The sequence below is a fragment of the Amycolatopsis sp. NPDC004079 genome (assembly GCF_040610415.1).
GTDB classification, from domain to species: domain Bacteria; phylum Actinomycetota; class Actinomycetes; order Mycobacteriales; family Pseudonocardiaceae; genus Amycolatopsis; species Amycolatopsis halotolerans.
Map to the genome: position 1 here is coordinate 31,452 of NZ_JBEXMH010000035.1, position 13,834 is coordinate 45,285.

General features: G+C 70.3%; 14 protein-coding genes. 6 read left to right on the forward strand and 8 right to left on the reverse strand.

From position 1 onward, the window contains the following. Window positions 1-12 precede the first annotated feature (12 nt). Window positions 13-525, forward strand: a complete 513-nt coding sequence (locus ABZX37_RS29980; RefSeq protein WP_354745158.1) for an XdhC family protein — start codon at window positions 13-15, stop codon at window positions 523-525. Window positions 526-750: 225 nt separating this feature from the next. Here ABZX37_RS29980 and ABZX37_RS29985 read toward each other — a convergent pair whose 3' ends face one another. After that, the gene (locus ABZX37_RS29985; RefSeq protein ID WP_354745160.1) at window positions 751-2,862 is read right to left on the reverse strand and encodes an elongation factor G-like protein EF-G2; all 2,112 of its coding nucleotides are present in this window, start codon (window positions 2,860-2,862) and stop codon (window positions 751-753) included. Between the two features lie 444 nt (window positions 2,863-3,306). Here ABZX37_RS29985 and ABZX37_RS29990 point away from each other — a divergent pair, with 444 nt between their 5' ends. Then, window positions 3,307-4,899, forward strand: coding sequence for a M4 family metallopeptidase (locus ABZX37_RS29990; RefSeq protein WP_354745162.1), 1,593 nt, complete (start codon window positions 3,307-3,309; stop codon window positions 4,897-4,899). A gap of 148 nt (window positions 4,900-5,047) precedes the next feature. On the opposite strand, the gene ABZX37_RS29995 is transcribed toward ABZX37_RS29990, so the two are convergent. Then, window positions 5,048-5,368 carry an AzlD domain-containing protein gene (locus tag ABZX37_RS29995; protein WP_354745164.1) on the reverse strand — a complete coding sequence of 107 codons (321 nt, stop codon included), beginning with the start codon at window positions 5,366-5,368 and terminating at the stop codon, window positions 5,048-5,050. Further along, the gene (locus ABZX37_RS30000) at window positions 5,368-6,063 is read right to left on the reverse strand and encodes an AzlC family ABC transporter permease (RefSeq protein ID WP_354745166.1); all 696 of its coding nucleotides are present in this window, start codon (window positions 6,061-6,063) and stop codon (window positions 5,368-5,370) included. The genes ABZX37_RS29995 and ABZX37_RS30000 overlap by 1 nt, the downstream gene beginning before the upstream one ends. A 70-nt stretch (window positions 6,064-6,133) precedes the next feature. Here ABZX37_RS30000 and ABZX37_RS30005 point away from each other — a divergent pair, with 70 nt between their 5' ends. Further along, window positions 6,134-6,697 carry a helix-turn-helix domain-containing protein gene (locus tag ABZX37_RS30005; RefSeq protein ID WP_354745274.1) on the forward strand — a complete coding sequence of 188 codons (564 nt, stop codon included), beginning with the start codon at window positions 6,134-6,136 and terminating at the stop codon, window positions 6,695-6,697. A gap of 4 nt (window positions 6,698-6,701) precedes the next feature. Here the strand turns inward: ABZX37_RS30005 and ABZX37_RS30010 are convergent, their stop codons facing one another. Continuing rightward, complete coding sequence (locus ABZX37_RS30010) at window positions 6,702-7,118, reverse strand: VOC family protein (protein WP_354745168.1); 417 nt, start codon at window positions 7,116-7,118, stop codon at window positions 6,702-6,704. Window positions 7,119-7,329: 211 nt separating this feature from the next. Here ABZX37_RS30010 and ABZX37_RS30015 point away from each other — a divergent pair, with 211 nt between their 5' ends. Beyond that, window positions 7,330-7,806 (forward strand): cupin domain-containing protein, encoded by a 477-nt coding sequence (locus ABZX37_RS30015; protein ID WP_354745170.1) that lies wholly within the window; start codon window positions 7,330-7,332, stop codon window positions 7,804-7,806. 7 nt (window positions 7,807-7,813) lie between these two features. Here the strand turns inward: ABZX37_RS30015 and ABZX37_RS30020 are convergent, their stop codons facing one another. Continuing rightward, on the reverse strand, window positions 7,814-9,055 hold the full coding sequence (locus tag ABZX37_RS30020) for a flavin-dependent oxidoreductase (RefSeq protein ID WP_354745172.1): 1,242 nt from the start codon (window positions 9,053-9,055) through the stop codon (window positions 7,814-7,816). Window positions 9,056-9,197: 142 nt separating this feature from the next. After that, entirely contained in the window at window positions 9,198-9,821 is a 624-nt protein-coding gene (locus ABZX37_RS30025; protein WP_354745174.1) for a response regulator transcription factor, read from the reverse strand. Between the two features lie 22 nt (window positions 9,822-9,843). Between ABZX37_RS30025 and ABZX37_RS30030 the strand changes: the two genes are divergently transcribed. After that, entirely contained in the window at window positions 9,844-10,938 is a 1,095-nt protein-coding gene (locus tag ABZX37_RS30030) for a histidine kinase (RefSeq protein ID WP_354745176.1), read from the forward strand. Here the strand turns inward: ABZX37_RS30030 and ABZX37_RS30035 are convergent. Beyond that, entirely contained in the window at window positions 10,898-11,647 is a 750-nt protein-coding gene (locus tag ABZX37_RS30035; RefSeq protein WP_354745178.1) for a polysaccharide deacetylase family protein, read from the reverse strand. The genes ABZX37_RS30030 and ABZX37_RS30035 overlap by 41 nt on opposite strands. A 111-nt stretch (window positions 11,648-11,758) precedes the next feature. Between ABZX37_RS30035 and ABZX37_RS30040 the strand changes: the two genes are divergently transcribed. Then, on the forward strand, window positions 11,759-12,655 hold the full coding sequence (locus tag ABZX37_RS30040) for an aminoglycoside phosphotransferase family protein (protein WP_354745180.1): 897 nt from the start codon (window positions 11,759-11,761) through the stop codon (window positions 12,653-12,655). Between the two features lie 117 nt (window positions 12,656-12,772). Here ABZX37_RS30040 and ABZX37_RS30045 read toward each other — a convergent pair whose 3' ends face one another. Continuing rightward, window positions 12,773-13,822, reverse strand: coding sequence for an LLM class F420-dependent oxidoreductase (locus ABZX37_RS30045; protein WP_354745182.1), 1,050 nt, complete (start codon window positions 13,820-13,822; stop codon window positions 12,773-12,775). Window positions 13,823-13,834: the final 12 nt, after the last annotated feature.

A 13,834-nucleotide genomic window follows, 5' to 3' on the forward strand; every position in this document is an offset into this window, starting at 1 on the left:
AGACTGAGGCGCATGACGACCGAACCCGATGCCTGCGCCGTCGCACACGGCGAGGTCGAAGAGGCGCCCGCCGAACGGACTTTGGTGGCTGTGTTCGCCTCGCCGGTGGCCCGGTACCTGCTGCGCTACGCGGCCGATTTGGGTTACCGCGCCGTGCTTTTCGAGCCGGATGAGGCGCGGGCCAGCGATGCTCCCGAGGGCGTCGAGGTCCGCACGACGCCGCCTTCCCCGGGGCCGGACGCAGATGTCGTGGTGACGGACCACCACCGGCCGGAGCTCGGGATGGTCCTGCAGGCCGCGCTGGCTGTGCCGACGCGGTGGGTGGGCGTGCTGGGCAATCCGCGGCATCCGGGCCCGCATCTCGAAGCGTTGCGCGCGCTGGGCGTGGCGGAACCGGACATCGCGCGGGTGCACCGGCCGGTGGGGCTGAACATCGGTTCGCGGACTCCGGCGGAGATCGCGGTGGCGACGTTGGCGGGTCTGGTGGCCGATCGGAACGGGCGGCCGGGCGGGTTCGAGTTCTGACCGTCGCGCTAGCCGAGGTTTGTCCGTGAGGGGCCCCTTGCGGGAATCAGATTCCCTCAAGGGGCCCTTCACGGACCTCAAGACCTAGCCTGATGGTGACAAATCGGGCTTTTCGCCACTATTGGTATCCTTTGTGGACGGTAAGCAGGCCGCGGTCTCGGAGATTAAGTTCCCGGCATGGGGACTCAGATTCCCTCAAAGGGCCCCTCACGGATTTCGCCCGGGTCAGGTAGGAACAACCGCCCCCTCCGGCATCGGCTCGAAGCGGGCGTGCCGACGCGTGAAAGTAGCCGTCCCCGACGTAAGCGATCGCAGATCCACCGCATACCGCAGCAGTTCCGCGGCAGGCACCTCCGCGTGCACCACGGTGTGCCCGCCCTCCCCGGATTCCGTGCCCAGCACCCGGCCGCGGCGGGACGACAGGTCGCCGAGCACGGTGCCGAGGTGTTCGTCCGGCAGGCTCACCTCGACCGCGTCCAGTGGCTCCAGCAGCGAAATCCGGCTGGCCGCAGCGGCTTCCCGCAGGGCCAGCGCGCCTGCGGTCTGGAACGCGGCGTCCGACGAGTCGACGCTGTGCGCCTTCCCGTCGGTCAGCGTCACCCGCACATCCACCACCGGATAGCCGTCCTGGACGCCGCGCTGCAGTTGCGCCCGCACGCCCTTCTCGACGCTCGGGATGAACTGGTGCGGGACGGCGCCGCCGACCACCTTGTCCACGAATTCGAACCCGCCGCCACGGGGCAGCGGCTCGACCTCGATGTCGCACACCGCGAACTGCCCGTGCCCGCCGGACTGCTTCACATGCCTTCCGTGGCCGCGCGCGGGTTTCGCGAAAGTGGAACGCAGGCTGATCCGCACCGGCTCGGTGCCGACGTCCGCGCCGCCCGCACGCAGGCGCGACAGGACGACGTCCGCGTGTGCCTCGCCCATGCACCACAGCACGAGCTGGCCGGTCTCCGCGTTGCGTTCCAAGCGCAGGGTCGGATCGCCCGCGACGAGGCGGGAAAGGTTGCGGGACAACGTGTCCTCGTCGCTGCGGGACTTCGCGACGACAGCGACGGGCAGCAGCGGTTCGGGCATCCGCCACGGTTTCATCAGCAGCGGATCCTCCGGCGACGACACGGTGTCGCCGGTTTCGGCGGAGCCCACTTTGGTGAGCGCGCACAGATCGCCCGCGACGCAGTACGGCACCTCGCGCAGGTTCGCGCCGAGCGGTGAATAGAGGTGGGCGACGCGCTCGTCGGCGTCGTGGTCTTCGTGGCCGCGTTCGGTGAGGCCGTGACCCGAGACGTGCACGGCGTTCTCCGGGCGCAGCGTCCCGGAAAACACCCGGACGAGCGAAACGCGTCCCACGTACGAGTCAACCGCGGTGCGCACGACCTCGGCGGCGAGCGGGCCGGCCGGGTCGGCGGACAGTGCGTCGTGCGCGGCGCCGTCGGGGCTGGTCACGCCGGGCGGCTGGTGTTCCAGCGGCGAGGGGAAGGCCCGCACGATGCCGTCGAGCACCTCGGCCAGCCCGATCCCGCTGGTCGCGCACACGGGGATGACCGGGTGGAACGAACCGCGCGCGACGGCCGTCTCGAGGTCGGCGATCAGCACGTCCTCGGCGATCTCCTCGCCGCCGAGGTAGCGGTCCATGAGGGTCTCGTCCTCGCTCTCGGCGATGATGCCCTCGATCAGCTCGTTGCGGGCGTCGGCGAACTCGCGCGCGACGGCCGGGTCCGGGTCGCTCACGCGCGGCGGGCAGCCGGCGGAGTAGTCGTACCGGCGCTGGGTGACGAGCCCGACCAGGCCGTCCGGCGCGGGGAGGTACAGCGGCAGCACGCCCGCGCCGAAGGCGGCTTGGCAGGCGGCGATCTCGGCGAGCGCGTCGGCGCGGTGGTGGTCGAGCCGCGACACCACGACGGCGCGCGGCATGCCCACCGACGCGCATTCCTCCCACACGGCGATGGTGGCGGCGTCCACGCCCTCGGCGGCGCACACGACGAACAGCGCGGCGTCCGCGGCGCGCAGGCCGGCGCGCAGCTCGCCGACGAAATCGGCGTATCCCGGGGTGTCGACGAGGTTGATTTTGTGCCCGGCGTGCAGCACCGGGGCGACGGAAAGCCCGACTGAGCGCTGCTGGCGCACGGCTGCCGGGTCGTGGTCGCACACCGTGGTGCCCTCGACGACCGAACCGGCGCGCGGCACGGTGCCGGACGCGGCGAGCAGTGCCTCGGTGAGCGTGGTCTTCCCGGAACCGGAAGGCCCGACGAGGACGACGTTGCGCACCTTGGCGGGGTCGTCCACAGCGACGGCGGCCCCGGGGTCGGTACTCCTGTTCTGCTTGTCGGCCATGACGGCCTCCTCAGCGACGGCGGATGGTGCAACTGTGTCCCCGATCACACACCCGCGACCCCGCGGGAAGCAAGGCGGGCGGCCCGGGACCAGCCGTTCGCTCACCCCCGGCTCCGGGCGTCCCGGGGCCGCCGATTCCATTGTGGACGACTCGAATCCGACTGTCCACAAAGGATTCATGAGTAAATTGGTGTCGGATTCATCCTTAACGCCGGTCTGCTGCCATGGTGGGCGGCTGGCGGTTCTTGGGCGTAAAGAGGAATTTCCGGAAAACGCGGACCGGTAATCCGGGCTGATGTGCCGAAGTTGATAACTTAACGACCTTCGTCGGTTGTCCGGAGTTGGGAAAAACCCGACTCTTGTCGGGGTTCGATCCCATTCCACTTCCGAATCCGGCCCCCACCCCCGGGCCTGATCCGGCCTGTCCGGAGGAGAACACCGCCGATGAAATCGCGCCGACCGCTCGTGCTGCTCGCAGCCGGGGTCTTGGCCGGGGCCGTCACCACGGCCGCCGCCGCCCACGCACAGCCGCTCGAACCGCAGAGTCCGCAGGCCGCCGAGGCGATGGCCGCCAACGCCGCGCAGGCGCTGGTCGCCTCCCGGCCCGCCGCGCTGCACGCCAGCAAGGACGACGTTTTCCAGCAGCACAAGGTGATCTCGTCGACCAACGGGCTGAAGTACGTGCCGTACGACCGCACCTACAAAGGCATTCCGGTCATCGGCGGCGACTTCGTCGTGTCCACGAACTCCGCGGGCCAGGTCCTCGCCACCTCGGTCGCGCAGAAGACCGCGATCAACCTGCCCAGCACGTCGCCGAAGCTGACCGCGAAGCAGGCCGAAGCGATCGCCCGCACCCAGGTGCCCACTGTGGACACTGTGCAGCCCGCGACGCTGGCCGCGTACGCGCTCGGAAGCCCGAAACTCGCCTGGACGACCAGGGTGACCGGGCGGAACGCGGAAGGCCCGAGCAAGCTGGACGTCGTCGTCGACGCGATGACCGGCAAGGTCCTGCACACGCAGGAGCACGTGGCCTACGGCGACGCGCAGGGCGTGTGGAACGGACCGGAGCCGCTGCACCTCGACACGACTTCGGACGGCGCGGGCGGCTACTCGATGACCGATCCGACCGTCGCGAACCTCAGCTGCCAGGACGTCGCCACCCAGCAGACCTTCACGAAGTCGACGGACAGCTGGGGCAACGGCGACGAGACCGACAAGGAAACCGGCTGCGCCGACGCCCTGTACGGCATCCAGCAAGAGAACAAGATGCTGACGCAATGGCTGGGCCGCAACAGCTTCGACGGCAACGGCGGTGCCTGGCCGATCCGCGTCGGCCTCAACGAGCAGAACGCCTACTACGACGGCACCCAGGTCCAGATCGGCAACAACACCGCGGGCCAGTGGATCGGCTCGCTCGACGTGGTCGGGCACGAGTTCGGCCACGGCATCGACGACCACACCCCGGGCAGCATGTCCGGCAGCGGCACCCAGGAATTCGTCGCGGACGTCTACGGCGCCGCGTCCGAATGGTTCGCCAACGAGCCCTCGCCGTACGCGGTCCCGGACTTCCTCGTCGGCAACCAGGTGAACCTCACCGGCAGCGGCCCGATCCGCAACATGTACGACCCGTCGCAGCTCGGCCACGCGAACTGCTACGACGACTCGATCCCGGGCACCGAGGTGCACGCCGCGGCCGGCCCCGGCAACCACTGGTTCTACCTCGTCGCCGAGGGCACGAACCCGACCAACGGCCAGCCGACCAGCCCGACCTGCAACAACTCGACGGTCACCGGGCTCGGCGTGCAGACCGCGGTGAAGATCTTCTACAACGCGATGCTGCTCAAGACCAGCGGCAGCTCCTACCAGAGCTACCGCACCTGGACGCTGACCGCGGCGAAGAGCCTGTTCCCCAACGGCTGCACCGAGTTCAACACGGTGAAGGCCGCCTGGGACGCGGTGAGCGTGTCCGCCCAGCCGGACGAACCGACCTGTGGCGCCGTCGGCGCGACCGGTTCGCGGGCGATTTCCGCTCGATGACCCGAAACTGATTTCCCCGCCGGCGGGAGGGGGAGACGAGCACTCGTCTCCCCCTCCCGCTCGTTATTGCCCGCCGGGTGAAAAATATCTTTCTTCGCTTGCGGTGAATTCCGCCTCGAAAGGTGCAGCGCGATTTCTCCGAGCGCGGTTACGGCACTCCGGCGAGCCTGAGCAAAGCGGCGGTCGCCGCGGCGGCGATCACCACCAGCACGAACGGTGCCTTCCGCCACGCGAGCACCCCGCCCACGAGTACCCCGGCCGGTCGCGCGATCCCGGCGAATTCGTGTCCCTGGGTCAACGCGCTGGTCGCAACCAGCGCGGCAAGCAGTACCACCGCAGACAGCGTCATCAGCCGTTCGGCCCGCGGGGACAACCGCACTTTCGTGCGCAGCAGCGGTCCGGCGAGGCGGAACGCGAACGTTCCCGCCGCCAGCACGAGCGTCGCGATGATCAGTTCGGCGCCGTCCATCAGTGCGCTCCTTCCAGTGGCTTCGGCTCCTTCGCCGCGGCTCCGGCGACCACTCCGACCAGCGCCAGCAGCACCGGCAGGCCCGCCGGGAGCAGGGGAGTGGCCACGAGCGCGACCGCCACGCCGATCAGCACCGGCAGCCGGGCGGCCCGGTCCTTCAGCGACGGCAGCACCAGTGCCAGCAGCACCGCCGGGAAGGCGGCGTCCAGGCCGAACGCGTCGGTGTCGCTGATCGCGGACCCGGCGAACGCGCCGACCACTACTCCCAGGTTCCAGCACACGAACAGCCCGATGCCGCACGCCCAGTACGCCGCCCGCCGCCGGTCCGCGTCGCGCTGGGCCAGCGCGAACGCCACCGATTCGTCGATCATCAGGTGGCTCCCGGCCAGCCGTCCGAGCAGGCCGCGGCCGAGCGCGTCGCCGACCGCGAACCCGAACGGCACGTGCCGCGCGTTCACCAGCAGCCCGGCGGCGACCGCGGCGAGCGGATTGCCGCCCGAAGCGACGATGCCGACGAACATGAACTGCGACGCGCCGGCGAAAACCAGCAGGGACAGCAGCATCGGCGCCCACAGCGGGAAGCCGGAGCCCACCGCGATGGCGCCGTAGGAGACGCCGACGAGGGTGTCGGCCAGGCACACGAGACCGATGTCGCGGGCGAGGCCGCGATCGAGTGTTCGCCAAATCGAACGCATAGTGTCCTATGCTGAACACGTCGGGGCCTGTTCGTCAAGGCGAACGAGAAGACTGATGGAGCGAACACATATGCCGAACGAGAGCACGGGCGCGCCGCTGGACATCATCGCGGCGTCGCTGCGCCGCGAACGGGCCCGCGCCGGCCTCTCGCTGACCGAGGTCGCGCGCCGGGCCGGCCTGGCGAAATCCACGTTGTCCCAGCTGGAATCGGGGTCCGGGAACCCGAGCGTGGAGACGCTGTGGGCACTCGGCGTCGCGCTGGACGTGCCATTCTCGCGGCTGGTCGAGCCGGAGCGGCAAGAAGTGAAGGTGATCCGCGCGGGCAAGGGCCCGACGGTGTTCGCCGAACACGCCGACTACGCGTGCACGCTGCTGTCCGCGTGCCCGTCCGCGGCGCGCCGGGACATTTACCTGGTGAGCGCGGAGCCGGGCATCCCGCGGCGGTCGGACCCGCACATGAGCGGCGTGGTCGAGCACACGGTGCTGTGCGCGGGGCGGGCGCGGATCGGGATCATGGACGATCCGGTGGAGATGCTGCCGGGGGACTACATCTGTTACCCGGGGGATGTGCCGCACATCTTCGAGGCGCTGGAGCCGGGGACGTTCGGGGTGGAGATCTCGGAGTACAACTGAGCGGTTATTCGCCGGTGTAGCTGCTGAAGGTCCAGACCTGGTTTTCCGGGTCGGCGCAGGAGTATTCGCGGACTCCGGCGATCGACGCGTGGACAGGGTTCAGGATTCTCGCCCCGCGTTCCTGCGCGCGCCGCTGGTGTTCGTCCAGGGCGGAGTCGGGGACCCAGACGCACAAAGCGTGGCTCGTGCCCTTCAGCGCCAGCGGGCTGTGCATGCCGTATCGGTCGGCGGGCTGGTCTTTGCTGAGGAAGATCAGCTGGTTGCCGACGCGAAGCTGGGCGTGTTCGACCGTTCCGTCGGGAGTCTCCACGACGAAGTGCGCGGTGAAGCCGAACGCTTCGGCGAGGAAAGCGATGGCGGCCTTGGGATCGGCGTACTTCAGGTTGGGGTACACCGTCTGAGCTGGAACGTTGTCGGCCATCGCCTCATCATGCCGGTTCGGCGGGTTACGCCGGAGCCACGTCGACGAGAACCTCTCCGGACAGGGCGTTCGCTTTGCTTTCCGGATCGGTCGTGCAGACGAGATCCAGCCGCACGTTTTCGCCCAGCATCGTGAAAAGGCATCGGACTGGCGGCTGTACACCGGCGATCCGATAGCGCAGAGTCGGACGAAACATCGGCCAGGAGGTGTGATGACCGGCGAGGAAATCGTGCTCGGTCCCCTGCCCAAGGGGATCACGCCCGCCCGCGAGGGCATGCGGAACAAGGTGTGGAACGTGCTCGGCCACACCTACTCGATGAAGGCGGCCGGCGAGTCGAGCTTCGCGTTCGAGACCCTCGACCCGCCCGGCACCGGGGTGCCGCCGCACGTTCATCCGACTCAGGACGAGCACATTTACATCCTGGAAGGCGTCTTCACGCTTTACCTCGACGGCAAGTGGGAGACCGCGGGCCCCGGCGACACCGTGCGGATGCCGAAGGGGCTTCCGCACGCGTATTACAACCGCGGCGAGGGCATGACCCGCGGGCTGTTCTGGGTGAGCCCGGCCGGAAAGCTCGCGACGCTGTTCGACAAGCTGCACAACCTGACGGACCCGGCCGAGGTGGTCCGGGTGTCGGCGCTGCACGACGTCGATTTCCTGCCGCCCGGTTCGGTGGAGGGCGCCTGAAACCGGCTCAGGCGCGGTTCACCTGCTGCTGGGACGCCCCGGAAGCCTGGGCGTAACCGGAGACGATCGCCTCGAGCGTGGCCGTGTCGATCACGTCTTCGAGGCGCGTAAAGCCTTCCGGGGCACGCCGTTCGACCTCGTCGATGACGTTTTCCGGCCCGCCCCGGCGGTTGCGCAGCACGATGTCGCTGGTGGCCGGGAGACGGTCGGCTTCGTACGCGCGAAGCGCCTCCACGGGATCGGAGCGCCGCGTCAGGTGCCAGGCGAGGCTGGACGCGTCGAGGATGGCCTGGCCGGCGCCGTTGGAACCCATCGGGTACATCGGATGGGCGGCGTCGCCCAGGAGCGTCACGCGTCCGTGCGACCACGCGGGCAGCGGATCCCGGTCGCACATCGGGAATTCGAAGATCTCCTCGGTGGCCCCGACCAGTGCGGCGTGGTCGACCGCGGGGCACCGGAACCGCCCGAGGTGCCGGGCCAGCTCCGCCCGGTCGCCGGGTTTGGCCCAGTCCTGCCGGTCCGGCGGCGGGGAGCCGGGCCGCCCGGTCCGGACGCAGACGGCCCAGTTCGTGAGCCTGCTGCCCGCGGTCTTGCCCGGTCCGATCGGGTAGATCACCAGCTTGGCCGCGGTGCCGCCGGAGACGATCATCGAAGCGCCGCCGCCGAATTCCGGCCAGTCGGCGGCGCCACGCCACATCAGGACGCCGTTCCAGCGGGGCGGTCCCTCCTCGGGGAACAACAGGGACCGCGCGGCCGAGTGGATTCCGTCGGCCGCCACCAGGACGTCGCCGGTCGCGGTGACCGGGAGGCCGCTGTCCCGCTCACCGAAGTGCGCTCGGACGCCTTGCGCGTCCTGATCGAACCCGGTCAGCCGGTATCCGGTCCGCACCGCGTCGGGGCCGAGCCGAGTTTGGACCGCCCGCAGCAGCAGGTCCCGCAGCCTGCCCCGGTGGAGGCAGTACTGGGGGAGGGTGAACCCGGCGTCGAGTCCGCAGGGCTTGCGCAGGATCACCTGCCCGAGGCGATGGGTATAGGACAGTTCGCGGGTGCGGATCCCGATCTCGTCCAGCTGGTCGAGCAGTCCGAGCGCGGCCAGTTCCTTGACGGCGTGCGGCAGGGCGTTGATGCCGACGCCGAGTTCGCCGATGCGGGCGCTTTGTTCGTAGACCGCGCACTCGACGCCTTCGCGGTGCAGCCGCAGGGCCGCGGTCAGCCCGCCGATCCCCGCTCCGACGATCACGACCTTCACCGCGAACCTCCCTGTCGTCGATGGACCCAGGGTGGCGCAGACCGGCTCGGGGCGCTACCGCCGAGCGGAGGGGCGGCTCCCGCGGAGGCAGGCGCTTCCCGGCGGCGAACTGTCCACATCGGACGGATGCCGCCCGGGCTGATCAGCAGGAACCGCCCGACCAAGCCGGGTTGCCGAGGATGTCTTCGGCGAGCAGCGCGGCCTGTGTCCGGCTGTCCACCCGAAGTTTCGCCAGCAGGTTGCCGACATGGACCTTCACCGTGCGCTCCGCCAGGCCCAGTTCGGCGGCGATGTCGCGATTGGACAGACCGCGGCCGAGCAGGAGCAGGACGTCGCGTTCCCGCGGAGTGACCCCCTCGGCGGCCGGCCTGCGCAGCGCCGCGGCCACCGCTGGGCTCATGGCCGTGATGCCTTCGTGCGCCGCGCGGACCGCGGCCGCGAGTTCCGTTCCGGTGCTGTCCTTGAGCACGAATCCGCTCGCTCCCGCGGCCAGTGCGCGCCGGATTTCGCTCGCGCGGCCGATCGTGGTGAGCAGGACGACCTTCGGTCCTTCGCCCCGCCGGATCCGGTGCAGGACTTCGATTCCGTCCATGCCCGGGAGGTAGAGGTCCAGCAGGACGACGTCGGTGGCGGCGTCGAGCGCGGCGAGCAGTCCGGCGCCGTCGGGGTGCGCGCCGAGCACGTCGATGTCCGGCTGGGCGTCGAGGATCAGGGCGAGGCCCTCCCGCACCAGTGCGTGGTCGTCGACGACGCGGACCCTGATCACCACGGCAGTCTACGCTCGCTTCGTGCGTTGGTTCCGTGACCGAAAAACGGTGCTCGACCTCGGAACGGCCGTCCTCGTCGCCGTTCTGGTCGGGGTGGGCGGGGCCTGGCCGCCCGCGGTGGGCTGGAGTGGCGTCGCGCTCGTGACCGGGCAGGTTCTGCCGCTGGTTTTCCGCCGCCGGTTTCTGGGTTGGGTGCTCGCCGTCGTCACCGCGGCCACGCTTGCCCGGCTGCTGACGACCCAACCCCACAACATCGACTACGTGCCGGTGCTGATCGCGTTGTACACGGTGCCGAGCGCGCGCCGCGCCTCGGTGCGTTGGGGACTCGGCGGATTGTCCGCCGCCGCGATCGGTGCGGCGATGACCGTGTCGAAGGGGCCGGTCGACGGCGCGCTGCTCACCGTCGCGGTTTGTGTTGTGGCGTGGTTGCTCGGCACTGAGCGACAGCGGCACGCTGCCGAACGCGCGGAGTTCGCGACGCAGCGCACGCGGTTCCGGCTGGAGCGCTTGGCCGCCGAACGGCGCGCGCAGACCGCGCGGCAGCTGCACGACACGCTCGCGCGCACCACCACGGTCATGCTCGTGCAGGCCGAGGCGCTCCTGGCCGTCGGCGAGCTGACCGGCGCGGACCGCGCGAGGGTGGACGCGATGCTCGCCGCCGGGCGGGACGCGCTGAGCCAGGTCCGCGAAACCCTCCGTGAGTTGCGGGACGACGGCGAGTCGCGGCCGGGGCCGGGGGTCGCCGCCGTTCTCGCCGAGCTGTCCGCGGCCGGCCTGGTCCTCGAGGAAGAGCCCGCCCTGCACCGGATTCCGGACCGGGCGCGGGACCTCGCCGACCGGATCGTCTCGGAAGCGGCCATCAATGCCTTGCGGCACAACGGCCCCGGGGTCCGGCTGGAAATCGGCGTCGAGGTGACCGCGGAGTCCGTCCGGCTCGTTCTGCGCAACGACCAGCGCGGGCAGCCGACGGAAGGTGCCGGATACGGCCTGGAGAGCCTGCGCGCCCAACTCGCCGCCCGGGGAGGTTCTCTCGAGGCGGGCCCCGCCGAGGACGGCGGGTGGACGGTCGTGGCGGTCATCCCTTGCCCCGCAGAGCCAGCAACTGCGACACGGTGACGAACCGGTAGCCGAGCGCCCGCAGCCGGTCGATGGCCGGGCCGATGGCCTCGCGCGTCTGCTCGCGCCCGGCGTACATGGGGTGGAACAGAACGATCGAGCCGGGGCGCGCGTGCGTCACGGTGTAGTCGGCGATCGCCGCGGCGCTGCGGTCGATTTCGGGGAAAGAATTCGGTTCGACGTCCCAGGTGATCGTCTTCCGGTCGTGCTCGTGCAGGTAGTAGGGCAACGCGAACAGCTTCTTGCCGTTCGGCGGGCGGACCGTGATCTCGCCGGTGTACCCGGTGGCGCGGATCAGTGCGTCGGTGCGCTCGATCTCGCTCGCCGCGCGGCCGGGCGTGATCAGCACCATGCGTTCGTGGGAGTAGGTGTGGTTGCCGATCTCGTGGCCCGCCGCGGCGATGGCGCGCCCGAGATCCGGATGGGCCGCCAGCTCCGATCCGATGAGGTAGAACGTCGCGTGGACGCCGCGCGCGGCCAGGGCGTCGAGGACGGGCTTCACCCCGGCCGGGCTGGGACCGTCGTCGAAAGTCAGCGCGACCGCCTTCTCCGAGGTTTCCACGCGGGCGGTGAGACCGCCGAAGAACTGGAACGTCCGGGAATCGGCGATCCGGAACAGCACGTAACCGCCGACGAGGACCAGAACCAGCGCGACGGCCACGCCGATCGACCAGCGGCGGGCCCGTCTGGAGAGGGAGAAGCGGATCATGCGGGCGAGCTTGCCGATGCGGCTGTGGGCGCGGAAGCCGCGAAGGTACTAGTCCTTCCGATACAGGCCGTGCCGCTCGTCGCTGGCGCTGGGTCGGTACTGTGCCGTCGCATGACCGGTCCCGAAATCGTGATCACCGCGGACCTGGTTCGCGACCTGCTGCGGGAGCAGCACCCCGACCTCGCCGGGCTGGCGATCCGCGAGGTGCCGGGCGGTTGGGGCAACCAGATGTGGCGTCTCGGGGACGATTTGGCTGTCCGGGTACAGCGCATGGACCCCACGCCGGAACTCCAGCTCAAGGAGCGGCGGTGGCTGCCCGTGCTGGCCCCGCGTCTGCCGCTCCCGGTGCCGACGCCGGTGCGGTTCGGCGAACCGTCCGCGCGGTTCCCCAAGCACTGGACCGTGATGACGTGGGTTCCCGGCGAACCGCTCGACCACGGCGCGATCAGCCGCGGCGCCCACGCGGCCGACACGCTGGCGGCTTTCCTCCGGGCGCTCCATGTGCCCGCGCCCGCCGAGGCCCCGGTCGCCGCGGATCGCGGAGCCCATCCCCGGGATTGCACGGCCGGCTTCGAGAAATTCCTCCAGGCTGTTGGTCTCGACGACCTCGCCGCCGACGTCCGTGCTGTCTGGGCCGACGCCGCCGAGGCCGGCTTGCGGGAGGGCCCGCCGGTGTGGGTGCACGGCGATCTCCATCCCGCGAATGTCGTGGTCTCGGACGGAACGCTCTCGGGCGTCGTCGATTTCGGCGACCTGTTCGCGGGCGATCCGGCGTGGGACCTCGCCGCTGCCTGGGTGTTGCTGCCGGACGGCACGGCTTCGCGGTTCTTCGACAGTTACGCGCGGGCGGACGAGTCGTCGATCCGGCGTGCGCGCGGGTTGGCCGCGATGAAAAGCCTTTTCCTGATCCTCATGGGACAGAACGGCGATCGCGGCCTTCCCGGCGGCAAGCCGCACTGGGGACCCGCTGGCCGGGCGGCGCTTGACCGGGTGCTGAAGGGCGTTTGACGCTTCGGGGTGCCGCGGCTGGACGGGTTCAGCCCCGCCACAGCACGTCGGTCAGCCCTCGTCTGGAGTCACGCCGCACGGCATGGCAACGCATTCCGGAGTTGTGTCCACTGTGGATCAATCGCCGACACCGGACGCGTCGAGAGCTTCCGCGGCGACGCGCAGGGCGTTCTTGCTGGCTTCCGGATCGGGATGCGTGGGGGAGAGCGCAAGTGTGGTGACGCCGCTCCCGGCGAGGGCTTTCATCCGGTCGGCGATCCGTTCCTTCGGGCCGAGGAGCGAGGTCTGGTCGAGGAATTCCGCCGGGATGGCGGCCATGGCGCCGGCGTAGTCCATGGTCAGGTACCGGTCTCGGATCTTATCGGCGGCGGCCTCGTATCCCATCCGGGCCATGAGGTCGCGGTAGAAGTTGTTCTTGCGGCTGCCCGCGCCGCCGACGAATCCGGCGACGTAGGGGCGGGCGTGGTCGGCGGCGTGGCGCCAGTCGTCGCCGACGGCGAGCGGGGCGGTGGTCGCGACGTCGAACCCGTCGAGGGTGGCGCCGGTTTTCTCGCGGCCGGCGCGAATCCGGTCCAGGGACTCGTGGCCGTGTTCGGGGGAGAAGAACAGGCCGAGCCAGCCGTCGGCGATCTCGCCGGCGAGTTCGAGATTCCGCGGGCCGAGGGCGGCGAGGTAGAGCGGGATGTGCTCGCGGGCGGGCGGCACGGCCAGCGGCAGCGCTTTGCCGGGTCCGCCGGGCAGCGGGAGCCGGAAGTGCGTGCCCTGGTGGCGGACCCGTTCGTAGCGCAGCGCTTTGCCGACGATGTCGACGTATTCGCGGGTCCGCTCGACCGGTTTCCCGAACGGGACGCCGTACCAGCCTTCGGACACCTGCGGGCCGGAAACCCCGAGCCCGAGCCGGAACCTGCCGCCGGAGAGGTTGTCCAGGGTCGCCGCGGTCATCGCGGTCATGGTCGGGCGGCGGGCCGGGATCTGCAGGATGGCGCTGCCAAGGTCGACGCGTTCGGTGCGCGCGGCGAGCCAGCCCAGCACGGTCGCGGCGTCCGAACCGTAGGCCTCGGCCACCCACACGACGGAAAACCCGAGCCGGTCGGCCTCCTGGGCGAGCTCGAGGTTCGTCGCATCGTTGCCGGCGCCCCAATAACCGATGTTGAGTCCTATTTTCATGCGGCCGACGTT